This is a genomic window from Sphingomonas sp. JC676, from assembly GCF_014489075.1.
Classification (GTDB): domain Bacteria; phylum Pseudomonadota; class Alphaproteobacteria; order Sphingomonadales; family Sphingomonadaceae; genus Sphingomonas.
This window is the reverse complement of sequence record NZ_JACTGR010000001.1, coordinates 1193626-1218675: the sequence shown is the minus strand read 5'-3', so window position 1 is coordinate 1218675 and position 25050 is coordinate 1193626. Positions and strand designations below refer to the sequence as shown.

The 25050-nt window shown below is 64.7% G+C and carries 19 protein-coding genes; 12 read left to right on the top strand and 7 right to left on the bottom strand.

The features are described from left to right. Positions 1 to 14: 14 nt before the first annotated feature. Positions 15 to 779 (bottom strand): SDR family NAD(P)-dependent oxidoreductase, encoded by a 765-nt coding sequence (locus IAG41_RS05745; protein ID WP_187727557.1) that lies wholly within the window; start codon positions 777 to 779, stop codon positions 15 to 17. A gap of 19 nt (positions 780 to 798) precedes the next feature. Continuing rightward, positions 799 to 1629, bottom strand: coding sequence for an IclR family transcriptional regulator (locus tag IAG41_RS05740; protein WP_187727556.1), 831 nt, complete (start codon positions 1627 to 1629; stop codon positions 799 to 801). Positions 1630 to 1822: 193 nt separating this feature from the next. On the opposite strand from IAG41_RS05740, the gene rhmD reads away from it, so the two are divergent. The 4 genes from rhmD to IAG41_RS05720 are packed head-to-tail and all read left to right on the top strand — an operon-like array spanning position 1823 to position 5563. Next, entirely contained in the window at positions 1823 to 3016 is a 1194-nt protein-coding gene (gene rhmD / locus IAG41_RS05735) for an L-rhamnonate dehydratase (RefSeq protein ID WP_187727555.1), read from the top strand. Between the two features lie 13 nt (positions 3017 to 3029). Further along, positions 3030 to 3902, top strand: coding sequence for a fumarylacetoacetate hydrolase family protein (locus IAG41_RS05730; RefSeq protein WP_187727554.1), 873 nt, complete (start codon positions 3030 to 3032; stop codon positions 3900 to 3902). After that, positions 3899 to 4645 (top strand): SDR family NAD(P)-dependent oxidoreductase, encoded by a 747-nt coding sequence (locus IAG41_RS05725; RefSeq protein WP_187727553.1) that lies wholly within the window; start codon positions 3899 to 3901, stop codon positions 4643 to 4645. The genes IAG41_RS05730 and IAG41_RS05725 overlap by 4 nt, the downstream gene beginning before the upstream one ends. 9 nt (positions 4646 to 4654) lie before the next feature. Then, complete coding sequence (locus IAG41_RS05720; protein WP_187727552.1) at positions 4655 to 5563, top strand: amidohydrolase family protein; 909 nt, start codon at positions 4655 to 4657, stop codon at positions 5561 to 5563. Positions 5564 to 5607: 44 nt separating this feature from the next. On the opposite strand, the gene IAG41_RS05715 is transcribed toward IAG41_RS05720, so the two are convergent. Then, positions 5608 to 6138, bottom strand: a complete 531-nt coding sequence (locus IAG41_RS05715) for a DUF308 domain-containing protein (protein ID WP_187727551.1) — start codon at positions 6136 to 6138, stop codon at positions 5608 to 5610. A 163-nt stretch (positions 6139 to 6301) separates the two neighbouring features. Between IAG41_RS05715 and IAG41_RS05710 the strand changes: the two genes are divergently transcribed. Further along, positions 6302 to 6880, top strand: a complete 579-nt coding sequence (locus tag IAG41_RS05710; RefSeq protein ID WP_187727550.1) for a TetR/AcrR family transcriptional regulator — start codon at positions 6302 to 6304, stop codon at positions 6878 to 6880. Between the two features lie 77 nt (positions 6881 to 6957). Here the strand turns inward: IAG41_RS05710 and IAG41_RS05705 are convergent, their stop codons facing one another. Then, complete coding sequence (locus IAG41_RS05705; RefSeq protein ID WP_187727549.1) at positions 6958 to 8463, bottom strand: MFS transporter; 1506 nt, start codon at positions 8461 to 8463, stop codon at positions 6958 to 6960. Positions 8464 to 8609: 146 nt separating this feature from the next. Between IAG41_RS05705 and IAG41_RS05700 the strand changes: the two genes are divergently transcribed. The 3 genes from IAG41_RS05700 to IAG41_RS05690 are packed head-to-tail and all read left to right on the top strand — an operon-like array spanning position 8610 to position 12445. After that, positions 8610 to 9950 (top strand): oligogalacturonate lyase family protein, encoded by a 1341-nt coding sequence (locus IAG41_RS05700; protein WP_187727548.1) that lies wholly within the window; start codon positions 8610 to 8612, stop codon positions 9948 to 9950. Positions 9951 to 9962: 12 nt separating this feature from the next. Further along, positions 9963 to 11045 carry a PKD domain-containing protein gene (locus IAG41_RS05695; RefSeq protein ID WP_187727547.1) on the top strand — a complete coding sequence of 361 codons (1083 nt, stop codon included), beginning with the start codon at positions 9963 to 9965 and terminating at the stop codon, positions 11043 to 11045. Next, a complete protein-coding gene (locus tag IAG41_RS05690; RefSeq protein ID WP_187727546.1) occupies positions 11042 to 12445 on the top strand; it encodes a glycoside hydrolase family 28 protein in 1404 nt (467 codons plus the stop codon). Before IAG41_RS05695 ends, IAG41_RS05690 begins: the two co-directional genes overlap by 4 nt. 342 nt (positions 12446 to 12787) lie before the next feature. Here the strand turns inward: IAG41_RS05690 and IAG41_RS05685 are convergent, their stop codons facing one another. Continuing rightward, positions 12788 to 13900, bottom strand: a complete 1113-nt coding sequence (locus IAG41_RS05685) for a glycoside hydrolase family 105 protein (RefSeq protein ID WP_187727545.1) — start codon at positions 13898 to 13900, stop codon at positions 12788 to 12790. 22 nt (positions 13901 to 13922) lie between these two features. Further along, positions 13923 to 14237: an L-rhamnose mutarotase gene (locus IAG41_RS05680; RefSeq protein ID WP_187727544.1), complete on the bottom strand. Its 315-nt coding sequence runs from the start codon at positions 14235 to 14237 to the stop codon at positions 13923 to 13925. Between the two features lie 90 nt (positions 14238 to 14327). Between IAG41_RS05680 and IAG41_RS05675 the strand changes: the two genes are divergently transcribed. After that, positions 14328 to 15023, top strand: coding sequence for a DUF1080 domain-containing protein (locus tag IAG41_RS05675; protein ID WP_262408463.1), 696 nt, complete (start codon positions 14328 to 14330; stop codon positions 15021 to 15023). A 5-nt stretch (positions 15024 to 15028) separates the two neighbouring features. Here IAG41_RS05675 and IAG41_RS05670 read toward each other — a convergent pair whose 3' ends face one another. After that, the gene (locus IAG41_RS05670) at positions 15029 to 17794 is read right to left on the bottom strand and encodes a twin-arginine translocation signal domain-containing protein (protein ID WP_187727543.1); all 2766 of its coding nucleotides are present in this window, start codon (positions 17792 to 17794) and stop codon (positions 15029 to 15031) included. Positions 17795 to 17964: 170 nt separating this feature from the next. Between IAG41_RS05670 and IAG41_RS05665 the strand changes: the two genes are divergently transcribed. The 3 genes from IAG41_RS05665 to IAG41_RS05655 all read left to right on the top strand — a co-directional run bounded on the left by IAG41_RS05665 (position 17965) and on the right by IAG41_RS05655 (position 25050). Then, positions 17965 to 20919, top strand: a complete 2955-nt coding sequence (locus IAG41_RS05665) for a TonB-dependent receptor (RefSeq protein ID WP_187727542.1) — start codon at positions 17965 to 17967, stop codon at positions 20917 to 20919. Positions 20920 to 20999: 80 nt separating this feature from the next. Then, positions 21000 to 22295, top strand: coding sequence for an oligogalacturonate lyase family protein (locus IAG41_RS05660; protein ID WP_222950477.1), 1296 nt, complete (start codon positions 21000 to 21002; stop codon positions 22293 to 22295). A gap of 82 nt (positions 22296 to 22377) precedes the next feature. After that, positions 22378 to 25050: a Tat pathway signal sequence domain protein gene (locus tag IAG41_RS05655; protein WP_222950476.1), complete on the top strand. Its 2673-nt coding sequence runs from the start codon at positions 22378 to 22380 to the stop codon at positions 25048 to 25050.

Here is a 25050-nt window from a genome sequence, read left to right as displayed (position 1 = left end):
CCGCCTGCTCCCAGCTATTGCAGGTTCACGAAGGCGCCGCCATCGACGAGCAAGGCTGCGCCGGTGACATATTCCGCCATGTCCGATGCCAGGAACACGATCGGGCCGATCATGTCCTCGGGCTGGCCGAGCCGGCCGAGCGGCACGCGGCCTTCCATGTATTTGCGCTTCGCCTCGTCGGCGAGATCCTCCTTGTTGATCTCGGTCAGGATCGTGCCGGGGAGCACCGAGTTGCAGCGGATGCCGTAGCGGCCCAGCGCGATCGCGGTCGACTGCATCAGTGAATGGAGCCCCGCCTTGGTGGGGGTGTAGTGCGTCTGATACTCGCCGCCGACTAGCGCCGAGATCGACGAGACCGCGACGATCGCGCCGCCATGGCCCTGCTTGACCATCTGGTTCGCCGCGGCCTGCACCATGAAATAGCCGCCGAGGAGGTTGACCTGCATCGTGCGCTGGACGGTCTCCACCGGCATGTCGAGGAAGCTGTGGAACGGGCAGATGCCGGCGTTCGAGACCATCACGTCGACCTTGCCGAATGCCTCAACTGCCTTCGCCACGAACTCGGTCGCGGTCCTGGCATCGGCGACGTCGCCCTTCACCGCCAGCCCGCGGCGGCCGGTCGCTTCGATCGCGGTGATCACCGCTTCCGCATCGTTATCGCGGCTGTGATAGTTGATCACCACGTCGGCGCCATGCTGCGCAGCGCCGATTGCGGCGGCGGCGCCGATTCCCGTCGATGCGCCCGTCACGAGCACGGTCTTGCCTTCAAGCAGCTTCACCCAATCCTCCTAAGCTAGATTATCGTCTTGTCCTGCGTGGCGGGGCGACCGATTCGGTCCAGCCCAGCTCGTGGCTGATCTTGTTCGCGGTTTCGCGCACCTCGCCGCTAAGCGCGGCCATGCGGTCGTCGTCCATATATTGCGCGGCGCTGGAGATGCTGATTGCGGCCACGATCCGGCCCGAAGCGTCGCGCACGGGCGCGGCGACGCAGCGGATCTGGTCCTCATTCTCCTCGAGGTCGAAAGCAAAGCCGGCGCCGGCATAGCCCTTCATCCGGTCGAGCCACTGGTCGTAATCGGCGGCGGGCGCACCCGCGGCGCGATCGGTTTCGAAAAGGCGGAGCCAGTCCTGCGGATCGCTGTCGAGCAACAGCGCCTTGCCGAGCCCGGTCGAGGTCAGCGGTTGACGATCACCGACACGGCTGGAGATTTCCACGCGGCGGCGACCGGGAATCTTGTCGAGATAGAGCGCCAGATCACCGTCGAGCCGGCCAAGATGCACCGTGTCCTCGGTCTGCATCGCCAACTCCTCGATGATCGGCCGGGCGATCTGGACGATGTCGGCCTGCGACTGGGCGAGGAAACCGAGCTGGAGCAGCTTCGGCCCCAATTGATAGCCGACGCGCGGCAGGAAGGTGAGAAAGCCGCGATCGATAAGGGCATTGGCGAGACGGTGCGTCGTCGAACGGGTGAGCCCCATGCGCTGCGAAAGTTCGGCGAGCTTGACCGGCCCGTCGATCACCTTGTCGAGCATGTCGAGCCCGCGCAGCAAAGTCTGGCTGCCCTGCACGGGGGGCGGAGACGGCTGCGACGGATTTTCCGATTCTTCGTTTGACGCATTCTGTCTCATCTCATAATATCCTATCCCATAAAGTGAGAAAGTAAAGCCATAGGAGTGGTGCTGCCAGCCTTTCGGCCACTGTGCGTGTGACCGATTGCCCGACGGCAGGGAAGGCGTATCACATGTTGGAACGATTTGTCCGCGATTTTGACCGGTCGCGGAGCAATGTCTGGATGTCCTCAGCGGAAAAGGGGAGTGAAGCGTGACGGTTCGGGGTCTGCCGAAGATCAAGCATGTACGCGCGTTCGTGGTGCGCGGCGGCGGCGCCGATTATCACGATCAGGGCGACGGCCATTGGATCGACGATCATATCGCCACGCCGATGGCGCGCTATCCCGAATATCGTCAGAGCCGGCAGAGCTTCGGCATCAACGTGCTCGGCACGTTGGTGGTCGAGATCGAGGCCGAGGACGGCACGATCGGCTTCGCGGTGACCACGGGCGGCGAGCCCGCAGCGTTCATCGTCGAGCGGCATCTGGCCCGCTTCCTCGAGGGGCGCGATCCGGCCGACTACGAGAAGATCTGGGACCAGATGTACTTCTCGACCCAATATTACGGGCGCAAGGGGCTGGTGGTGAACGCCATCTCGGGCGTCGACCTTGCTTTGTGGGACCTGCTCGGTCGGCTGCGGCAGGAGCCGGTCTATCACATGCTTGGCGGCGCGGTGCGCGACGAGCTGCAATTCTACGCCACCGGCGCGCGGCCCGATCTCGCCCAGGAAATGGGCTTCATCGGCGGCAAGATGCCGCTCCATCACGGCCCGGCCGAGGGCGTGGAAGGGCTGCGCAAGAACATCGCCGAGCTGGCCGAGATGCGCTCGCGCGTCGGCCCCGATTTCTGGCTGATGCTCGACTGCTGGATGGCGCTCGACGTCGACTATGCCACGCGCCTTGCGATCGCCGCGCACGAACATGGCCTGAAATGGATCGAGGAGGCGATCAGTCCCGACGATTATTGGGGCTATGCCGAGCTGAAGCGCAACGTGCCCCGCGGCATGCTGGTCACCACCGGCGAGCATGAGGCGACCCGCTGGGGCTTCCGCATGTTGATGGAGATGGATTGCTGCGACATCATCCAGCCCGATGTGGGCTGGTGCGGCGGCGTGACCGAATTGCTCAAGATCTCGGCGCTGGCCGATGCGCGCGGCAAATTGGTCGTGCCGCATGGCTCCTCGGTCTATAGCTATCATTTCGTCATCACGCGGCATAACAGCCCGTTCGCCGAATTCCTGATGATGGCGCCCAAGGCGGACAAGGTCGTGCCGATGTTCCACCCGCAGCTGATCGGCGAGCCGGTGCCGGAGAAGGGCCGCCTGCGCGCCAGTGCGCTCGATGCGCCGGGCTTCGGCGTCGAGCTGAACCGCGACATTTCCATGCATCGTCCCTACACACACTAAGCGAGACCATCCCATGAAGCTTTGCCGTTACGGCTCGCGCGGAAGCGAGAAGCCCGGACTCATCGACGCCGATGGCGTCCTTCGCGATCTTTCCGGCGAAATCGCCGACCTGACCCCCGCGGCGCTGGGCGCCGATGGCCTGGCCAAGCTGACGGCGCTCGACCCGACAGCGTTGCCGGTCGTCGAAGGCCAGCCGCGCTACGGCGTGCCGCTGAAGGGCATCGGCAAGATCGTCGCGATCGGCCTCAATTATGAGGACCATGCGATCGAATCCGGCCTACCGATCCCGACCGAGCCGATCATGTTCATGAAGGCGCTTTCGAGTCTGACTGGCCCGAACGACGAAGTGATGATCCCCCGGGATTCGACGCATAGCGACTGGGAAGTCGAGCTCGCCGTCTTCATCGGCAAGACCGCGCGCTATGTCGAGGAAGCAGACGCGCTTTCGCACGTCGCCGGCTATGCGGTCGCCAACGACGTTTCCGAACGCTTCAACCAGAAGCAGCGCGGCAGCCAGTGGAGCAAGGGCAAGGGCCACGACACCTTCTGCCCGGTCGGCCCTTGGCTGGTGACCGCCGACGAGATCGGCGATCCGCAGACGCTTGACATGTTCCTCGACGTCAACGGCGCGCGGATGCAGACCGGCAACACCAGGACGATGATCTTCAATGTCGCTGAGATCATCGCTTATGTCAGCCAGTATGTGACGCTCTATCCGGGCGACCTGCTGATCACCGGCACGCCCCCGGGCGTGGGCGAGGGCAAGAAGCCCGAAGCCGTCTATCTGAAGGCCGGCGACACGATGACGCTCGGCATCGACAGGCTGGGCACCCAGACCCAAAATGTCGTCGCGTGGCGCAACCTGGGCGACGAGGTGCTCGGATGAGCATTTATGCCGGAAGGTTTGCCGGGCGGGCGGCGATCATCACCGGTGGCGCGTCGGGCTTAGGCTATGCCGTGGCCGAACGCATCCTGGCGGAAGGCGGCACCGTGTCCGTTTGGGACATGGGCTCCAGTCTTGCCGCAGCATGCGTGCGGCTTGGCGGCGTCCATGGCGTGCAGCTCGACGTGTCGGACGCCGATGCCGTCGCGTCTGCGGCGGCAGCAAGCGCCGAGGCGCTCGGCAAGGTCGACATCCTGGTGTGCTCGGCCGGGATCACCGGCCCTACGGTGCCCGTGCACGAATTCCCGATCGACGGCTGGCTCAAGGTGGTCAACGTCAACCTGAACGGACTGTTCTACTGCAATCGCGCGGTCGTGCCGCTGATGCTCGCGAACGGTTATGGTCGCATCGTCAACGTCTCGTCGGTCGCGGGGAAGGAAGGCAATCCCAACGCCAGCGCCTATTCGGCGACCAAGGCGGGCGTGCTCGGCCTGACCAAGTCGCTCGGCAAGGAGCTCGCGGGCAAGGGCGTGATCGCCAATGCGCTGACCCCCGCCACGTTCGAGAGCCCGATCCTGGACCAGCTCCCGCCGAGCCAGGTCGAATATATGCGCTCCAAGATCCCGATGGGCCGGCTGGGCGAAGTGCATGAAAGCGCCGCGATGGTCTGCTTCATGGCGAGCGAGGAATGCAGCTTCACGACCGCATCGACCTTCGATACGTCGGGCGGCCGGACGACTTATTGAGGCCCCGCGATGCGTGACCTGCCGTTCATCGACGCCCATGTCCATCTCTGGGACCTCAAGCGGATCCGCTATCCGTGGTTGATGCCGCCCTTCAGCGATGACGGGCCGAACGGCAGCGTCGAGCCGATCGCGCACACCTATCTGCTCCCCGACTATCTTGCCGATGCGGAAGGGTGGGACGTGCGCGGGATCGTGCATGTCGATGCCGGCGCGGTGCCCGAGGCGGCGCTGGACGAGACCGACTGGCTGCAGGACATGGCCAATGCGAAGGGCATGCCCAACGCGATCATCGCCTTCGCCGCGCTCGACGACCCGAACGTCGACACGCTGCTCCAGGCGCATGCGCAGCGTCGCAACGTCCGCGGCATCCGCCACATCGTCAACTGGCACCCCGATCCGCGGCGGACTTACACGCCGCGCGACGTGACGCGGGACGATGCCTGGCAACAGGGCTTCGCCTTGCTAGCCAAGCATGGTCTGAGCTTCGATCTGCAGGCCTATCCGGGGCAGTTCGCGGCGCTCGCCAGGCTGATCGAACGACATCCCGGGATCCCGGTGATACTCAATCACTGTGGCATGATGGTGCCGAGCGATCCGCAGGGCCGGCGGGAATGGCGCGCGGGGATGACGGCGCTGGCGGCGTGCCCGAGCGTCTCGGTCAAGATCTCGGGCATCGGCTTCGCCTATCGGCCATGGGATATCGAGCAGGCGCGCGGCTATGTGCGCGACACGATCGATATCTTCGGCACGCACCGCGCGATGTTCGCGAGCGACGTGCCGACCGACAAATTGTTCGGCAGCTTCGATAGGCACCTCCAGACCTATCGCACCATCGTATCGGACATGACCACGGAAGAGCAGCGAGCGCTGTTCGCCGACAACGCCAACCGCGTCTACCGGCTCGGGATCGCGCTTTAGGGGGCCGACGCTCTTGCCGCCGTCAAGGCGTTGCGGCCGATACGCTACGCTGCGCGGCGGAAGAGCAGCCAAAGCGCCGAGGTCGCGAAGTAGAAGGCGCCGAATGCCGCATAGGGAGCGACGTCTTCGATGCCGGGCACGGTGTTTTCGAATGCCTGCTTGATGAAAATGCCACCGGCCAGCGCGGACTGCGCCCCGCTCAGGATCATGGCCCACTGCGCGCCAAAGGACTTCCATCGCCGCACGCCGGTGGAAAGCTGGAGAAGTCCAGCAAGGATGGCCCACGCTCCGAAGACGCCTAGCACGGCATTCATGTTCGCGATCACCATCGCGACGGCCACGGCGGTGATGCCGCTCACGGCGACGTTGAGCGCCTGCGGACGGTTGCGTGCCATGCCGCCGTTCCGCGACACATCGATCAGATTGGCGATCGCGTCCCAGGCCGGGTAGGCGATCAGAAGCGCCGCTGCCGCTGAAGGCGCGGCCTTTCCGAGGGTGAAGGCCGCCGCAACCCAAACCGCCGCAACGCCAGCCCGGACGAAATAATAGGTCCGCAATCCGGCGGGGCGCGGCACCGCGGCGCTCGTCTTCCGATCCCGCACGTCATGTTCGCCGACTCGAGAAATCATTGCAATTCTCCTTATCTACCATCCAGTAGGTAGATATAATTTCGGTGCTTTAGGGTGTTGCGACCCGCTTCGCAAGCGATTATCTACCTATTGGAAGGTAGAAGCCAGGATGACAGGATCGACTGCAGAGCGGATCGTCAGCGAAGGCCGACGACTGATCATGACTCGGGGCTATAATGGCTTCAGCTATGCCGATATCGCTGCGGCAATCGGCATCCGAAAGGCGAGCATCCACCACCATTTCGCGGGCAAGAACGACCTGGCGACTGCGGTTGTCGAGCAGTCGCGCGCGATCATTCGGGCGCAGGTCGAACTTTTGGCGCATGCCGAGCTCGATGCCGTCGAACAGCTGCGCGCTTATGCCGGGTATTGGGAGCGGTGCATTGCCGACGACAGTGCGCCGTTTTGCGTAGCCGCGATGCTTGCTGCCGAACTGCCGAGCCTGCCGGAGGATGTTGCCCGCTCGGTCAGGGCGCACTTCGCCGAGTTGTCGGAATGGCTTGCCCACCTCCTCGCCCTGGGCGTTCGCCAAGGAAGCGTGGCGCTGGTCGGTTCGCCGGAGAACGAGGCCGATGCCTTCATGTCGGCGATCTACGGCGCAATGTTATCCGCGCGTGCCTTTAACGATCCGGCTCGCTTCGTTTCCATCACTGAGACATTGCTTGATCGGGTCGTTCGCCTCCATTGAGCCTTCAGTCCGGAGGCAGCCAGATCGCCAACGCCCACCAGCCGACTTTCCCATCATCGTTGGCACCGCCGAAGGCGTCAGTCGCGTTTCACAGCGACGTCGTTGTTGCCCCAGAGCTGCTCGTAGCGCCAGCCGGACAGGTCCTCGACCACCTTCCGCGCCTCGGGGCTGGAAGGATTGGCCTCGCCCTGCCGCAGCCGTTCGATCTCGTGCATCAGTATCGCGTGGGTCTTCGGATTGAGGTGGAAGCGCAGCGACACGAGTACGCCGAGCGCGAGCACGCCGATCGTGCCGATGCCGAGGAGCATGGCGATCGTGTGGATCGCACCCGGCGTCTGTACCGGCGCGCCCGAGACGAACCCGCCCGCCTGCATCACGAAGCCGACGCCCGCCACTGCCGCGGCCTGGGTCGCCTTGCGGACGAAGGTCATCACCCCGGCGAAGCTGCCTTCGCGGCGCTGGCCGGTGACGATCTCGTCGACATCGGCCATGTAGTTGTAGGTCGCCCAGGGGATGTAGTTGAGCGCGCCGCGGCCCAGACCGGCGAGGATGATCGGCACCCAGATCAGCCAGCTGGTCGCGGTGGTGCCGCCGCCCCATAGCGTCAGCAATGCCACCACGCCCAGCCCGAAGCTGAGCGCGGCGATGCGATAGGCGAGGCCGGGCGAGAAGCGCAGCGCAAGGTTGATCGCGGCCATCACCGCGACGAGCTGGACGATGTAGAGCGTGCCGAGCAGCCCGGACGCGGTCGCCATCGTCCCCGCCAGCGCGAAGATCACGAAGAAGGTGAAGGCAGCGTTGAAGATGTCCTGGCTGATATAGCCACCCAGATACATGCCGAGATGGAGGCGGAAGGCGCGGATCTTCATCGTCGAAAACAGGTTGCGGTAGAGTGCCTTGAGCGCGCCCAGCGCGCCGCCGCCCGCGCCCGGGCGGGGCAGGGCTTCCTCGGGCCGGTTCCGCTCCCAGCTGAAGAGGTAGAGGAACCCGGCGGTCAGCATGAACAGCGTCGCAAAGAGGATGCCCATGTAGAAGAAGGTGTCGGCGCTGTCGCGGCCGAGCGCCTTGATCAGCCAGAGCGGCAGGAAGCCCGCCAGGATTGCCGAGACTTGGCCGCACAGGATGCGCGCGCCGGCGAACTTCGCCTTGGTCTTGTAGTCGCTCGACATTTCGGCGGCGAGTGTCTCATACGGGATGATCACCATCGCGTAGACCAGCTCGAAAGCGACATAGCTGACGAGGTAATACCAGAATTGCTGGCCCGGCAGCCACATCAGCGCGAAGCTGGGGAGGAGCGGGATCGCCGCCAGGATGAAGAAGCGGCGGCGGCCGAAGCGCTTGCCGAGCCAGGTGTGGCCGAAATTATCGGAAGTGTAGCCGATCAGCGGCGAGGCGATCGCGTCGAGGATGCGCGCGACGGCGAAGATCAGTGCTGCCTCGCCTGCGCTGAGCCCGCAGAACTGCGTGTAAAAGACCAGGACCCAGCCCGAGACCACGGCCATCGAACCTGCGCCGAGCACGTCGTTCGAGCCATAGGCGATATAGTTGATCAGCCGTACGGGCCGGGCCGGATTCGTCGCCATCAATCCCTCTCTTCCAGCCGGTTCGCTGGTGTTTCTGCCTTGGGGTATCAAGCGCGGAATCGCTTGCCACTCTTCCCAAACAGGCTCATATAGTGGTGCACCATAGCAATATATGGAATAACGGCAAGCGCCGAGGAGAGGGTCGAATGAAGATCAAGGCAGTCGCTGCGTCACTGTTGCTCACGGTTTCGTTCGTTCCGGGGACTGCCATGGTCCAGGCGCAGAATGTTGCACCGGCCGCGGCGCTGGGCCCCAAGAGCTGGGTCGATCCGCTGACGCACCACCGTGTGGTGCGGATCAGCCAGGAGGCCGGCAGCTCGAGTCTCTATTTCCACCAGAACAGCTATACGCCGCAGGGCGACAAGATGGTGATTTCCGTGCCCGAGGGTCTGGCGAGCGTCGAGCTCGCGACCTGGAAGGTGGCGACGATCGTCAAGGGCGAGGATCTCCAATTGCTCTTCACCGGCCGCAAGACGCGCTCGGTCTATTATTCGAAGCGATCCGGACCCGGCGGCGGGGCGACGATCTTCGCCGCCGATATCGACACCGGCAAGGTCCGTCAGATCGCCAAGGTCGAGCGCGGCACGATCGGATCGATCAACGCCGACGAAACCCTGCTGCTCGGCCAATGGGCGCAGGACGACAAGCCGCTTCAGCCGGGCAACTCCACCGCGCCCAAGGATCGCCAGCAGTTCGGCCAGGCGAACTACCAGGCCAACGGCCCCGACGGGAAGCCGCTGACCTTTGCCGAGGCGAAGGAAGTGCGGATGAACGACCGGCTGGAATCGCACATTCCGATGGAGATCTTCACGGTCGACATCAAGACCGGTGCGCGCAAGGTGGTGATCGCGTCCGACAAGGACTGGTTGAACCATATCCAGTTCTCGCCGACCGATCCGAACCAGATCATGTATTGCCACGAAGGCCCGTGGCACAAGATCGACCGGATCTGGACGATCCGCACCGACGGCACCGGCAACAAGCTGATCCACAACCGCGTCATGAACATGGAGATCGCCGGACACGAGTTCTTCTCGCCCGACGGCAAGTGGATCTGGTACGATCTCCAGACGCCGCGCGGCCAGGATTTCTGGGTGGCGGGCTATGAGCTGGCGACCGGCAAGCGCAAGTGGTTCCACCTCGAGCGCAACGAGTGGTCGGTGCACTATAACCTCTCGCGCGACCTGACGCATTTCTCGGGCGACGGCGGCGACAATGAGATGGTCGCGCACGCGCCCGACGGGAAATATCTCTATCTCTTCACGCCGAACGACATTCCCGACGTCGCCGGCATCCACGCGCCCGGCGCCGAGAATTTGATCTCGCCGGGATTCTTCTCGGCCGAGAAATTGGTCGACATGCGCAAGCATGACTATCGCCTCGAGCCGAACATGACCTTCACGCCCGACAACAAGTGGATCGTGTTCCGCTCGAACATGGAAGGTGCGAACCATGTCTATGCCGTCGAGATCGCCAAGGCGCAGTAAGAGGCGCGGGGCATGACGGGCTCGCTCGCGGCGCTGCTGGCGCTGGCAAATTGCGCAGGGGCGCCGCCGGGGACGGGCGGCAGCGCGCCCGCCTTCCGCGTCTTCCAGTTTCCCGCCGACGCGATCCCGCGCATCGACGGGGATACGAGCGACTGGGATATGGTCGGCAAGGACTATGCGATCACTACCGCGGCGCTCGCCGCGGACGACGGATCGGGCCGAAGGCCCGATCCGAAGAGCCTCGATGTCAATGTCCGCGTCGGCTGGGTGAAGGGGCTCAACCGGCTCTATTTCATTTACGAGGCGCGCGACGATTACTGGAACTTCGGCGCGCCGGGACTGACCAACGACATCTTCGAGCTGGTGGTCGACGGCGACCGTTCCGGCGGACCGCTGATCGGCCGCTTCCAGCCCGATCTCGCGCCCGAAGATGCCTGGTTCAACTTCCAGAACATCCACGCGCAGAACTATCATATCTTCACACCCGCCGGGGACAAGGACTGGGCGATGGCCTGGGGGCCGCAGGCGGCGTGGATCAAGCAGCTACCTTATTCCAACATCGCCTATCGCTACGGCTTCAAGCCGGGCCAGGCGGGCAAGCTGGTGGTGGAATTCTGGATCACCCCGTTCGACCGTGCCGATCCTGAGGGTCCCGCCAAGTCGGTTGAGACCCAGCTCAGCGAGGACAAGCTGATCGCGATGGCCTGGGCGGTGATCGACGACGATGGGCCGAGCGGTAAGCGCGGCTTCTGGAACCTGTCGCCGCATCACACCATGTACGGCCAGGCCTCGCAGCTCTGCCCGTTCCGGCTGATGCCGCTGGAGCCCGCGCTCCGGAAGCCGATCGCCGCCGACTGGTCGTTCCGCATCCTCGATCGCAAGCTACGCACCGTCGCTTTCCACGACGATTCCGCCGGCGCCACCGGCTGGAAATGGGATTTCGGCGACGGCCAGACCTCGACCGAGCAGCACCCGGTCCATCGTTATGCCGATGCGGGCAAGTTCGTGGTGACGCTCGCAGTGTCGGGGCCGGCGGGAACCGCAAAATTGTCCAAAGTCTGGGACGTATCTTTCACGGGGGACCCGGCGAAATGACCGACACACTCAATCGCCGCCAGACGATCGGCTGGATCGCCGCGGGGGCGGCGGGCACGCTCGCCGCGCCGGCAGCAGCTGCGGAGAAGGCACGCGTGTTCGACGTTCACGACTATGGCGCGAAGGGCGACGGAGCGACACCCGACACCGCCGCGATCCAGCGCACGATCGACGCCGCAGCGGCGGTCGGAAAGGGCGCTCGAGTACTGCTGCGCGCGGGGCGGAAATACCTGACCGGACCGGTAACGCTGAAGGGCGGGATCGACTTCCATCTCGCAGGGGACGCGGTGCTCCTCGTGAGCGTCAAGGCCGAGGACTATCCCGATCCGCTGGCGGGCGTGCTCCACGCAATGGGCGCCGACAATCTCACGATCAGCGGCACCGGCACGATCGACGGCCGCTCGCCCGAGTTCATGGCGAGCTATGATGCCGAGGGCGAATGGTGGGTGCCCAAGGACTTCCGCCCGCGGCTGGTGGTGCTGGAGAATTGCAAGGACCTGCGCATCCGCGACCTGACGCTCCGCCAGGCGCCGAGCTGGACCGTCCACCTGGTCGGCTGCCAGCGCGTGTTGATCGACCATGTCACGATCCGCAACCAGATGGACGTGCCCAATTGCGACGGCATTGACCCCGACCATTGCCAGGACGTCGAGATCCGCAACTGCCACATCGTCTGCGGCGACGACGCGATCGTGATCAAGGCGACCGCGCGCTACCCGCAATACGGTCCGTCGCGGAACATCATCGTGCGCGACTGTGTGCTCGAGACGCAGGATTCGGGGCTCAAGATCGGCACTGAGACGACGCAGGACATCCACGACGTGCTCTTCGAGCGCTGCGAGATCGTCCAGGGCTGCCGCGGCCTGTGCATCCAGCTGCGCGACCAGGGTAACGTCTACAACATCACCTTCCGCGACATCCGCTTCACCGCGCGCTATTTCTCGGCGCCGTGGTGGGGCAGGGGCGAGGCGATCTCGTTCACCGCGATCCCGCGCAATGCCGAGACCAAGCTGGGCCGGATCCACAATGTGAAGGTGCAGAATGTCCGCGGCCGTGCCGAGAACAGCATCCGGATCGACGGGCATGCGCGCGGCCATGTCAGCGACATCACGCTCGACAATGTCGATGTGACCTTCGAGCGCTGGAGCAAATATCCCGGCGGAGTCTTCGACAATCGCCCGACCAACGTGACCGAGGGGATCGAGAAGCACGGCACGCCGGGCGTCAGCGTCCGCAAGGCCGAGCGTGTCACGCTGAACAACTGCACGATCCGCTGGGGCGAGAAGCGGCCGGATTATTTCACCCACGCGCTGCATGCCGAGGACGCGCCGGGGCTGGTCAATCGCGGCTTCACCGGCGAGGCCGCGCATTCGGGCGGGCAGGCAGTGCGGATCGAGTGATAAACGAAGAAATTCAGCGGTTTCCAGTTCTTCGGCGCGGCGGAGCAATGCCGTTAGGTTGACACGGTTGACACTAGCTATGTCGAAAAATCTTCCTTCCCGGAAAATGGGTTTTTCGAGACCTCGACGATGAGAAAGAGCCGATCCTTCGATCGGCTCTCAAATCCTACATTGCAAGGTGGCTGGCTTGGGCGGCCTAACCGTCTGCGTCTCCGGTATCTTCACCGTCACCCCGGCCGCAGTGCCGGGGTCCACGATGCCGCGCTGTTTTGCCTTTAGGCTCTTGTCCGTCGATTGCCTCGCGGTGGCCCCCGGAACAAGTCCGGGGTGACGAAGAGAGTCTTAGATATACGTCCGAAGGAACTCCGCCAGCGCGACGATCGCCAGGCTCTGGCCATAGGGCATCGAGGTGAGCGGGATGTCCTTGTAGAACTGCATCGTGTCGCCCATCGCGGTGCCGAAGCTGACCTGCTTGAGTTCGCCGGTCTCGTCGATATTGGCGAGCACCGCCCGGATCGCCTTGAACGCCACCACCTCATATTCGGCGGAGATGTAGCGCTTCCGCACCGCCTTCAGGATGCCATAGGCGAAGCCGGCGGTGGCGGAGGCTTCCAGATAGCTGGTCGGGTCGACAATCAGCGTGTGCCACAGCCCGCTCTCATGCTGGTGTTCGGCAAGCGTCTTCACCTGCGCTTCGAGCGTATCGATCAGGAAGGTGCGGAACGCGTCGCCGGGCTCGAGATCGAGCATGTCGAGGATCTCGGGGATCGCGATCGTCACCCAGCAATTGCCGCGCGCCCACAGCGCACCCGCGAAATTGTGGCGGCCCTCGAAGGTCCAGCCATGGTACCAGAGCCCGGTCTGGCGATCGAAGAGATATTTGATGTGGACGAGGAACTGGCGCTTGGCTTCCTCGACATAATGCGGCCGATCGAGCAGCAGCCCGATCTTGGCGAGCGGCAGCACCGACATCATCAGCGTGTCGTCCCACAACTCGCCGGGATTCTCGTCGTTGAAGACGATGTGCTGGAAGCCGCCTTCCTCGGTCTTGGGCAGGCCGTCGGCATCCATCAGCCATTCGGCCCAGCTGTCGAGATAGGGCAGGTAGCTCTGGTCGCCGGTATCCTCGAACAGATAGGCGAGGGTCAGGAACGGCGACATGGTGTTGATGTTCTTGGTCGGCGTGCCGGCCGCGAACCGGTCGCGGAACCAGGCGAGCATCACATCGAGCGCGCGCTGGTCATTGGTCTGCTCGAAATAACGGTACATGCCGAACAGACCGATGCCGTGAGTCCATTCCCAGTCGTTCCAGCCCTTGGTGTCGATCACCCGGCCGTCGTCGAGGCGCAGCAGGAACTCGCCCGTCTCGTCCTTCAGATTGACGAGATTGTCGATCAGCTTGTCGATCGCCGCGCGAACTTCGCTGCGCGGGACGTCATGGGTGAGGGCGGCCAAAGAATGTCTCCTGGTCAAATATCTAGTCGAGATGGAAAAGCGGGACGAGCGGCCACTCCCTGGGCCGGTTGCCGGGCTCGACTTCCATCAGCGGCGCCATGTAATCCCACCAGCGCTTCATGATCGGATGCTCGGGGAGCGCGTCGCGGTTATTTTCGTCGCGCAGTTTGAGCACGGCGAACAGCGCCAGCGTCTCCTCGTCGAGGAAGATCGAATAGTCGTAGATGCCGGCGGCACTCAGCAGCTCAGCGAGCTCCGGCCAGATTTCGTCGTGACGGCGGCGATATTCCTCGACCGTGCCCGGCTTCAACTGCATGCGGAAGGCGTGTGCGGACATGCTTCCCTCCCCTGTTTATTATATGGTACCGATATCCATAATATGGATAGTTGAGGCGGGCCGCCGCGTCAAACTATTAGAGGAGCGGTAATGCTGAAACGGCGCGATTTCCTGATGCTCGCGGGCGCGGTGCCGTTTGCCGGCTGCGCCTTGGCTAGAGATTCGCGGCGCAAAATGTTCAGCGACGATTTTCAGCATGGTCTTGGGCAATGGGTGGTTGAGGCGCAGGCCCAAACGACGGTGACGGCACAGGGCGGCATACTCGACATCGACAGCGCCGAGGGCATCACGCTCTGGTTCCGTGAGCCGCTCGTCGCGCCGGTGACAATCGAATATGACGTGCTCGCCGTTTCCGAGGGCGGCCCCCACGACGCGGTGAGCGACGTCAACGCCTTCTGGATGGCGACCGATCCAGCCGCGCCCGGTGGATCGGTGCTCGCGCGCCGGCGCAGTGGCACCTTTGCCGACTATGACCTGATCCGCACCTATTACACCGGCATCGGCGGCAACCGGAACACCACGACGCGGATGCGCCGCTATATTGGGGCTGCCGGCAACCGCCCGATCCTGCCCGAGCATGACCGCAGCGACGCCGCCGCGTTGCTTGTGCCCAATCGCTGGATGCACCTGCGGCTCAATGCCGATGCGCATGGCGCGACGGTCGAGCGCGACGGTGTGCCGCTGTTCCGGTACGACGATCCCGAGCCTTACACGCATGGCCATTTCGGGCTGCGCACCACAAGGTCGCATCTGCGCGTGCGCAACTTCCGGGTGACGGAAGGCTGAGCGGATCATCGGCCGGACTCGAGCGCGTCGCCGATCAACGCGAGATTGGCGACCGCGGCCAGGCCCCATTGCGCGGTGCCGTTGGTAGAGACGCCCGCCATCTCGTCGATGGGCTTCAGCACATCGGGGCCTGAGATGCGGCGGACCCTGCCGAGAGCGGCAGTATCGTGCCCATCGTCCGATCCCAGGAATTCGCCCCAGGCGCGTTTGGCGAGCGCAGCGTCCTTCCGCTGGACGGCGGCATAGGCAGTGAAACGCGAATGCGCGGCGCGAAGGCCCCGGCCGCGGCCGGGCTGGCCGGTCTTGGCGCGGAACTCCGCGTCGCTCGCATTGTAGAAGGCGCAATAGTCGAGCCAGACTTCGCGATAGGCGGCCTCGTCGAGTAGTTCGAGCAGCTCCGCATGCATCTCGAACACGCCGAACACGCCGTTGAGATGGCTGACGCTCACCTTGTCGCCGGGGCCGAGGAACCGCCCGGTTTTGAGCTCGAACGGCGCGCCGCCGGCGAACCAGCCCTGCTTCAGGGTGGCGATCGAGCGCATGCCGGTCACGATCCGGTCGCGCCACTTGGTGTCGCGCGTGCGCTCCCATTCGGTGAGCCAGGCGGAGATCAGCGAGCCCCAGGTCGTGCCGAACTGGACGAACACCTGACCATCGGGCAGCGCTCCCGCGGCCTTGACCGCGCTGTTGCCGCCCGGCGGCGCTGAACCCGGCGCGCGCTCATCCACCTTGCGGCCGATCTCGACGCGCTGGAGCGTATAGTCGCTGTCGATCAGCGCGTGCATCAGGTCGCCGCAGCGCTCGTCGGCGGTGAGGAAATAATAGATGCGGCGATAGGCGGCGTTGGAGACACGCGGCTGCTTCGAGCTGTCGCTCCAGTGCTGCACGCCGTGGCGGGTGCCGAAGCCGCGATAGGGGCCGATATGATAGACATCGACCTCACCGGTGTGGCGCGTCATCGCCTCGGCCATGCGGAAGACGTCGGCGCGGCCGCTGCGCAGATAGGAATACCAGAGCCAGAGGTCGGTCGAGAGCTCGCTATTGTCCCAGGCATAGCCGCCGATATCGTAGCGCCAGACATGGCGATCGGTATCGTAGCTGTGCATCACGTCGCCATAGTTCCAGAAGCCGTACCAGCGGCGCTGGTCGACCTGGCCGACATAATAATCGAGCAATGCGTCGTTCTGGTCCTCGATCGCCTTGCGCGCGGCGGTCGAGCGATCGACCAGGCTCCAATCTCCGAACACGCCGGCGGCATTGATGCGGGCGGGCGCGCAAGTCAGGCGGGGCTGGCGCGAGACTTCATGCGCCATTTCGACGAGCCGTGCGCGCGGCGGGGTGGCGGGCAGCGCCCAGAGCGTGAACTCGGTGGTGCGCGCGATGCCGTGGGCGGTGCCCCAGCCTTTCTCATAGTCCTCGTAGGTGATGTCGAGGCCCTGATTCTCGGCGACATGGTCGTTCATGCCGAGACCGTCATGATACATGCGCAGATCCATCGCCGCGGCATCGGGCGCGTGGTGCCAGATCGTGAAATGGGCGAGATCGGTGGCGGCGTCGCGGACGTCGAGCCGTACCGGGCAGCGCTGCCAGAAATCCTTCATCCCGAAGGCGACGCCGCCGGAAGGGCCGCCGATAAGGCCGAGCCCCGGCGCGCGGCCGGCGGTATCTACATCGATCCAGCCATGACCGGGTTTGGTGCGTTTGGTGATCGCGAAGCCGTCGGCATTGGGCTGGGCGAGGGTGAAATCGCCCCAGGCCGGGATGTATTGAAGCGTCTCCCGCACCGGCTTTGGCAGTTCGGCGGCGGAAGGCGTGGCGATGCCCGCAACCTGCGTATCGCGGAACTGCTTGCCCGAGTCGCGCCGCAGACCGGTGAGCGGGCGGACTGCCTCCCCCCATAGCCCGCCGTCCTGGCCGGCGAATCGGACATGACGGTCATGCGGCTGATCGCGCATCGGCACCGCGCCGCTAAGGCCCAGGCCGCGGATGAAGTCCTTGTCCGGATCACCGTCGAAGATGAAGCTGTGGACGATCCGCACCGCTTGCGAGCCGGCGTGGAAATAGAGGCGGAGCGTGAAGGGCAGCCAGCCGCGCGCGCCGGCCTTGTGTGTGCCCTCCACCCGGATCACGGCACGGACGGGGCCGTTCTGCTCGATCGTCGTGGAGGTGATGTCGCTGGTGTAGCGCTCGATCGCGGCGTGCGCCCCGTCGTCACTGTCCGGGCCGTTCTGTGCCGTGGCGACCAGGCGTACGTCGCGCAGCGACTCGCGGCCGCCATTCGTGGCCGAGCGCAGGATCGCGTCGCCGCTTTTGCCGATACGCCAGGTGACGGCGCCTGTGCTCACCTCGATCGAGTCGCCGCCGGCCGTGACGCGGACCGGCTGGGCAGGGGCGGGGGATTTACCCGGCGCGACTCGCAGACCATCCGCCAGCGCTTCGCCCGCAGGAATCGCGTGCGCGGTCCATTTGATCGAACCGTCGGGCCACCAGGCGGTGGTCCAGCTCTGCACCGGCACGGACTTGCCGGTGCTCGTCGCGGCCCGGAACTGGGCGCGAGCGGGGACGGTGCCGCGCGGCCAGGGCATGCCCCAGCTCTGCCCTTCGTGAGTCGCGGGTGGGGCACCGTCGAGCCAGGCGATGTCCGCGTCCGGAGACGGCTTCTGGGTCTGAGTCGTCGCGGCGACGGCCGCATCGGTCACCATGGGCACCGCTGCTCCGGCTAGCGCCGCCTGCTTGATGAAGTCACGCCGACTCACGGGAATCTCGGTCATCCAGCCCTCTCCTCGCTCTGTTATCTGGGGCACGGTATAATTCCACCATATGGAACGGTCTACCAATATTTGACTAATGTCGGATTCGGTTGCATGTTGTGCTCGATCAAGCGGCACCAGCGTCGCGTTGCCAAAGTGCGCAGAGACGCACGTTCAGATGGGAGAGCGTAATGAAGATTTTCATCGGTCATCGGGGACGAATTCGAGTCCAAACCTGCGTCTCGATGTTCGCGATCGCGACTGCGGCGTGCTGGGCGAGCAACGCGGCCGCCCAGACCACCGAGCAGCCTGCCGCCGAGCAGGCGCAGGCGGACGACCAGGTCCAAACCGGCAACGAGATCGTCGTCACCGGCCTGCGCGGCTCGCTGGAGAGCGCGCTCAACGTCAAGCGCCAGTCGAACGACATCGTTGACGTCATCAACGCGCAGGACATGGCGGACTTCCCGGATGCGAACGTCGCGGAATCGCTGCAGCGCATTCCCGGCATCTCGATCGAGCGCGACGCCGGCGAGGGCCGCAACATCACCGTTCGCGGCCTGGGCGGCGACTTCTCGCGCGTCCGCCTCAACGGCCTGGAAGCGATCGCCGCCACCACCGGCTCGACCTTGGGCTCCACCGTCAATCGCGGCCGCGGCTTCGACTTCAGCCTGTTCGCGTCGGACCTGTTCAACTCGATCGTGGTGCGCAAGTCGCAATCGGCCGAGGTGGACGAGGGTTCGCTCGGCGCCACCGTCGATCTCACCACCGCCCGCCCGTTCGACAAGAAGGGCCTGCGCGGCGCGGTGAGCGTGCAGGGCGCCTATTACGAGATGGGAGAGCATGTTCAGCCGCGCGTCGCCGGCCTGATCAGCGACACCTTTGCCGGTGACACGATCGGCCTGCTCTTCTCCGCCGCCTATTCGAAGCGCACCGTCGAGGAAGAGGCCTATTCCAACACCGCGCTGTCGGACTATTGGGAGCAGCTCAACGGCTTCTGCCCCGTCGTCCCCGGCACCTCGGTCACGCCGATCAACACGCTGGTCACCACCGCACCGTTCACCCCGAACTGCACGCCCGCGCCGGGCGCCAATCCGGGATCGACTCCCGACGCCTATAACAAGATCGCCAAGGCCGGCGTCTTCATCCCGCGGCTTCCGGGCTATGGCCGGTTCATCAACCGCCAGGAGCGCCTGGGCCTCACCGGCGCGCTCCAGTGGCAGCCGAGCGCCTCGACGCTGCTGACGGTCGACGCGGCCTATTCGCGGTACAACCAGGACAAGAACGACCTAGCGACCAACCCGATCAGCTTCAATCGCGGTAACGGCACCGCCGCAGGCAGCCTCACCGCTGCGCAGGCGACCGGCCGTCCGAACATGAAGATCCGCGACGCCGAAGTCGATGACACTGGACTGCTGCGCTACGGCGTGTTCGACGATGTCGATTTCCGCATGACCAACGCGCGCGAGCGTTCGAAGACGACCTTCTGGCAGCTGTCGGCCAATCTGAAGCAGGACATCGGCGAGCACGGCAAGCTCAACGTCCTCTACGGCCAGTCGCGTTCGCTGTTCGAGATCCCAGAATTCACGCTGATCTCGTTCGACCGGCTCGACAGCGACGGCTTCATCTACGACACCCGCGCGGACAAGCGTCGCGGCCTCCTGAACTTCGGTTTCGATGCGTCGGACCCCGCCAACTGGGGCTTCATCAACGGCTATTCGGACATCCGCGTCCAGCGCCAGCGCGTCGACAACAAGTTCAAGAACGGCAAGGTCGACTTCCAGTGGGAGTTCAGCGACGCGATCACCGGCAAGATCGGTTATGCGTACAAGCAGTTCACGTTCCAGACGATCAGCCTGTCGCGCACCGCGTCGACGATCGTGAACGGGAACATCCCCGCGGGGACTACGCTCGCGAGCCTGAGCCAGCCCATCAACGACTTCGGCCGGCAGCTGAACCTGCCGGACGGCTCAACCACGAAGTTCATCGTGCCGAACATCGATGCGTTCGAGAAAGTCTATGACTTCAACTGTAACTGCGTGAATGCGCTCGGCGACTTCCGTATCAGCACGAGCGCGGCGCTGGGCAACAACCGGTTCGTGCGCGAGACAGACAACAGCCCCTATGCCCAGATGGATTTCAACCTGCCGCTGAACGACAATCTGCGCCTGCGCGGCAATGTCGGTGCGCGCTACGCCTGGACCAGCCAATTTTCGACCGGCTTCATCTCGGCGGCGCTGCCGGCGGTCGAGGCGCGAAGGAAATATTCGGACTTCCTGCCCGCCGCGAATCTGGGCCTGGAAGTCGGCGACAAGTTGATCTTCCGCTTCGCCGCGGCCAAGGTGCTGTCGCGCCCCGCGCTCGGCAACCTGACCCCGGGCGGTGCGGTCACCGTGACGGGCAGCAACTATTCGTCGACGGTCGGCAACCCGGAACTCGAGCCGTTTCGTGCGACCAATCTCGACGCGAGCGCCGAATGGTATTTCCAGCGTGGCGCCGTGCTGTCGGTGGCGGTCTTCCAGAAGCGGCTTCAGACCTTCGCCCAGCAGCTGCTGACCCAGACCACGATCGCCAACAGCGGCATCCCGATCTCAGCCTTCCCGGCAGGCACGGATCCCAATGCGCCGATCAACATCACCAATTTCCAGACAACGGCGGGCGGCACGATCAAGGGCCTGGAAATCAACTATCAGCAGCCCTTCACCTTCCTGCCGGGCTTCCTCAAGAATTTCGGCGCGCTGCTCAACTACACGCACATCGACTCGAAGATCACCTACTTCCTGACCGCGAATTCGGGCGGTCCGAAGCTGACCGACCAGCTGACCAACGTGTCACCGAACTCGTTCAACGCGACGCTCTATTACGACGGCGGCGGCCTGTCGGCACGCCTTTCGGGCGCTTATCGCAGCGAATATCTGCGCACGGTGCCGCTACGCGCCGGCCTTGCCGATGCGACGGGAAGCTATTCAAACTTCAACCTCGATGCCTCGATCTCGTACGACGTCACCAAGAATATCGGCATCAGCATCGACATGCTGAACCTGACCAACCAGGCGACCGATTTCTGGGACGGCAAGACGATCCGTGACCAGCAGGTCTACAGCAAGACCGGCCGCCAGTTCTTCGTCGGCGCGCGCTTCAAGTTCTGAGATCTAAGCTCATAGAGTTTCCCGGCCGGGCAAGGGCTTTGACCTAGCCGGGAAGCCTATTGAGACAATAGGAGAGAGACATGCTGAATCGCCTGATTGGCGGCGCGATGGTCGCCGCCATTGTCTGGGTTGTGCCTGCGCAAGCCAGTGACGTCGGCAAGCGTTTCGCGCCCGAGATGCGTACCGTCGTCGATCGTGTCACCGGCCGTCCGCTCAAGATCCTGACCTCGGGCGTCTCCAGCGATTCCAAGATCTACCCGACGCACCGGCAATGGACGATGGACGGCAACTGGATCGTCTTCCGCTCGTCCAACCGCGCCGCATCGGCCACGCCGCAAGCGTTCGTGGTCAACGAGATCACCGGTGACATCGTCCAGATCACCGACAGCGTGGGCGTCAACACCAGCGGGCTCAACGTCGCCAAGCTTTCGAACAAGGTTTATTACACGCGCCAACCGGGCGAGGGTGTCGGCGCCGAGCTGGTCGAGATCGATCTTGGGCCACTGCTCGAGGACTCGCTGAAGGGCCAGATGCGCGCCGGCGGCTATGAGCGGATCGTCGCGACCATGCCGAAGGATGGATCGGTCACGCAGGGCTTCGGCCTCGATGCCGACGAAAAGACTGCCTATGTCAGCTTCACCCAGCGCAAGGAGCCGCCGCGCGCGCCCGGCGCGCTGGCGCCGCAGGTGCCGAGCGGCATCCGCTCGGTGAACATCGCCACCGGCGCGACCAAGGTGATCCTGAAGACGCCCTGGCTGATCGGTCATCTCCAGGCCAATCCGCTCAAGCCCGGCGAGATCATGTATTGCCACGAGACCGGCGGCGATGCCGACCAGCGCATGTGGCTGGTCAATGGCGACGGCACCGGCAACCGCCCGGTCTATGTCGAGGGGCCGGACGATTGGGTGACGCATGAGCAGTTCGCTGATGCCGACCATGTCATCTTCAACCTGATGGGCCACACGATGAAGCTGCGCCAGCGGCCGTCGGGGATCATGGTGGTGTCGTTGCGCGACGGCCGCATCGAGAATCTCGGCCAGACCGACAGCACGACGGTCACTCGCAGCGAGCTGAAATACTTCAACAGCGTCAACATCCCGCAGGACGCCAGCAACACCGGTGGATATTGGCACAACGGCGTCACTTATGACGGGCATTGGGCCGCGGGCGACGATTTCGACGGCAATGTCCATCTGATCAACCGCCGTACCGGCAAGCGCACCTTGCTCACCGCGGGCCACCGCATGCGCCCCGATCATGCCCATCCCAGCTTCAGCCCGGATGGAACACGCGTTTTGCTCCAGTCCGGCATGATGACCGACGGCAAGACATTGTCGCTCGTGATCGCGCCGGTGCCCGACGACCGGGATCTGTAACCGAACCTCCCCCCTTGGCCGGGGACACCCCACTTCTCGGGTTAGATGGCGTGCCCCGGCTGTCCTTTTTCGAGGAGGTCAGATGTCCGACGAAATCGCATTCACACGCCGCGACGCGGTCAAGTTGACGGCGGGCGGGCTGCTCGCAGCCGGCGCGTCGCCTTCCGTGGCATCCACCGCTGGCCGCGCCGAGCCGATTGCTGTCCGCTGGCTGGGCGGCGATGCGCCGGAGGCCGATTTCGCGCTGACCTGGGGCGTCTCCTGGCCGCGCGGGACATTAAGTCAAGGGACGGCGCTCGCCGCCGGCACCGTGCCGTTGCAGAGCTGGACATTGGCCTATTGGCCGGACGGATCGGTCAAATGGACCGGCCACGCGGCATCGGGGCGCCTCCCCGCCGAGGGCCTGCGCATAGCTCCCGGCAAACCTGCGCTTCCCGCTGCATCGGTTTCGATACGCGAACGCGCCGATGTGGTCGTGATTCGCTCCGGTGCGGCAGAATATGTGATCCCCAGAAGCGGCCCCGCAGTGATCGCCAGCGCAACGCTGGCGGGGCGCGAGACGCTGCGCAACGGCCGGCTGGTGGCGCTGCGTCAGGATGCGCCGGAAGCTACGAGCACGCGAGTACAAAACTTCGAGAGCCTCGTGCAGTCGGTGGCGATCGAGCAGCGCGGGCCGGTGCGCGCGGTGGTGCGGATCGACGGCGTGCATCGCGGGGAGGGCCGGGATTGGCTGCCTTTCACACTGCGCCTCGCCGTGCATGGCGACGGCCGGATGCTGCGCATGGTCCACAGCTTCGCGTTCGATGGCGACGGCACCAAGGACTTCATTTCCGGGCTCGGCATCCGCTTCGACGTGCCGATGCGCGACGATCTCCACAATCGCCATGTCCGCTTCGTCGGGGAAGGCGAGGGGGTGTTCGGAGAGGCGGTGCGCAACCTGCCGGGCTGGCAGCCGGGGCTGTTCGCGCTCGCGGATCGGTTCAAGGACCAGCTCGACGGCAAGCCCGTTCCCGCGCTCGGCGCGATGGATGCCAAGACGCGCGAACAACTGCTCACCGTCCCGAGCTTCGGCGATTTCAAGCTGTTCCAGGGCGGATCGCGCCAGTTCGCGATCACCAAGCGACGCAAGCCCGGGCTCGCCTGGATCAAGGCCGATCATGGCGGTCGCGCGAGCGGGCTTGCCTATGTCGGCGGCATCTCCGGCGGCGTGGCGCTCGGCGCGCGCGACTTCTGGCAGCGCAGCCCTGGCGCTGTCGAGATCAACGGCGCAGATGGCTATGCTGCGACGGTGACCCTGTGGTTCTGGTCGCCCGACGGCGGCGCGATGGATTTGCGTCACTATAGCGACACGGCGCACGGACTCGACATCCAGTATGAGGATTACGAGCCCGCTTTTGCCACCGCGACGGGCATCGGGCGGACCACTGAAATATTCCTCTGGTTGCAAGACGCGACGCCAACCCGCGCGGAGCTGATAAAGGTCGCGCAAATGCTCCGCGAGCCGCCGCTGCTGGCAGCATCGCCCGAGCACCTCCATGCCACCGGCGTGTTCGGCATCTGGAGCCTGCCCGATCGCTCCACGCCGGGAAAGGCGAAGCTCGAGGATCGGTATGACCGGCTGCTGGGCTTCTACCAGCACGAGGTCGAGCAGCGCGACTGGTACGGCTTCTGGGACTATGGCGACATCATGCACAGCTATGACGACGATCGTCATGCCTGGCGCTACGATGTCGGCGGCTATGCGTGGGACAATAGCGAGATGGGGTCGGATCTCTGGCTCTGGACCGCGTTCCTGCGCTCGGGCGATGCGAAACGCTTCCGCATGGCGGAGGCGATGACGCGCCACACCAGCGAAGTCGATTTCTATCATCTGGGGCCGTACGCCAAGCTCGGCACGCGCCACGGCGTGCGCCACTGGGGCGACAGCGCCAAGGAGCCGCGGATCAGCATGGCGCCGCTGCGGCGGTTCCTCCATTATCTGACGGCGGACGAGCGCACCGGCGACCTGATGCGCTTCGTGGTCGATTCCGATCAGGTGATCGCGAAGATCAGCCCGGTGCGGAAGATCATGGAGCCGTCGCGCTACCCCGCGATCGCGCGCAGCGGCCCGGACTGGTTTGCCTTTGCCGGCAACTGGATGACCGAGTGGGAGCGGACCGGCGACATCAAGTGGCGCGACCGCATCCTGAAAGGACTGAAGGCGCTCGCCAACATGCCGGACGGGCTCTTCTCCGGCCCGCCGATGGGCTATGATCCGGCGACCGGCCAGCTCTTTGACATCGGCTATCACTTCAAGGTCTATTACCTCCTGACCATGCTGTTCGGCGGCGCGCAGGTGCTGTTCGAGCTCGATACGTTGCTGGACGTGCCCGAATGGGATGCGGCTTTGGTCCGCTTCGGCGAAAACTATAACCTGCCCGAGCCTGAGCGGGTGAAGGCATTGGGGACGGGGGCGCTCAACCCGCTGTTCGGCGCGGACAAGCTCTACACCACGGTCTGGTACGCGCGGATGACCGCCTATGCCGCCTGGAAGAAGCAGGATCCGTCGCTCGCCCGGCGCGCCTGGACCGAGCTGCTGCACGGCCGGGGCGGGACAATGACCGAGCCGCTGTTCGCCAAGCAACGCGAAGTTGCGGGTCCCACCGCGCTGGAGGCGCGGCGCGAGATCCCAGGGCTCACCACCAACAACACCGCGCAATGGTCGCTTAACTTCGTCGAGCTGCTCGCACTGGTGGGCGATTACGCGCCCGATTGA

Coding starts and splice junctions, on each gene's coding strand:
- IAG41_RS05740 (WP_187727556.1), bottom strand. CDS start 1,629: ATGAGACAGAATGCGTCAAACGAAGAATCGGAAAATCCGTCGCAGCCG.
- IAG41_RS05730 (WP_187727554.1), top strand. CDS start 3,030: ATGAAGCTTTGCCGTTACGGCTCGCGCGGAAGCGAGAAGCCCGGACTC.
- IAG41_RS05725 (WP_187727553.1), top strand. CDS start 3,899: ATGAGCATTTATGCCGGAAGGTTTGCCGGGCGGGCGGCGATCATCACC.
- IAG41_RS05720 (WP_187727552.1), top strand. CDS start 4,655: ATGCGTGACCTGCCGTTCATCGACGCCCATGTCCATCTCTGGGACCTC.
- IAG41_RS05710 (WP_187727550.1), top strand. CDS start 6,302: ATGACAGGATCGACTGCAGAGCGGATCGTCAGCGAAGGCCGACGACTG.
- IAG41_RS05705 (WP_187727549.1), bottom strand. CDS start 8,463: ATGGCGACGAATCCGGCCCGGCCCGTACGGCTGATCAACTATATCGCC.
- IAG41_RS05700 (WP_187727548.1), top strand. CDS start 8,610: ATGAAGATCAAGGCAGTCGCTGCGTCACTGTTGCTCACGGTTTCGTTC.
- IAG41_RS05695 (WP_187727547.1), top strand. CDS start 9,963: ATGACGGGCTCGCTCGCGGCGCTGCTGGCGCTGGCAAATTGCGCAGGG.
- IAG41_RS05690 (WP_187727546.1), top strand. CDS start 11,042: ATGACCGACACACTCAATCGCCGCCAGACGATCGGCTGGATCGCCGCG.
- IAG41_RS05680 (WP_187727544.1), bottom strand. CDS start 14,237: ATGTCCGCACACGCCTTCCGCATGCAGTTGAAGCCGGGCACGGTCGAG.
- IAG41_RS05675 (WP_262408463.1), top strand. CDS start 14,328: ATGCTGAAACGGCGCGATTTCCTGATGCTCGCGGGCGCGGTGCCGTTT.
- IAG41_RS05670 (WP_187727543.1), bottom strand. CDS start 17,794: ATGACCGAGATTCCCGTGAGTCGGCGTGACTTCATCAAGCAGGCGGCG.
- IAG41_RS05665 (WP_187727542.1), top strand. CDS start 17,965: ATGAAGATTTTCATCGGTCATCGGGGACGAATTCGAGTCCAAACCTGC.
- IAG41_RS05660 (WP_222950477.1), top strand. CDS start 21,000: ATGCTGAATCGCCTGATTGGCGGCGCGATGGTCGCCGCCATTGTCTGG.
- IAG41_RS05655 (WP_222950476.1), top strand. CDS start 22,378: ATGTCCGACGAAATCGCATTCACACGCCGCGACGCGGTCAAGTTGACG.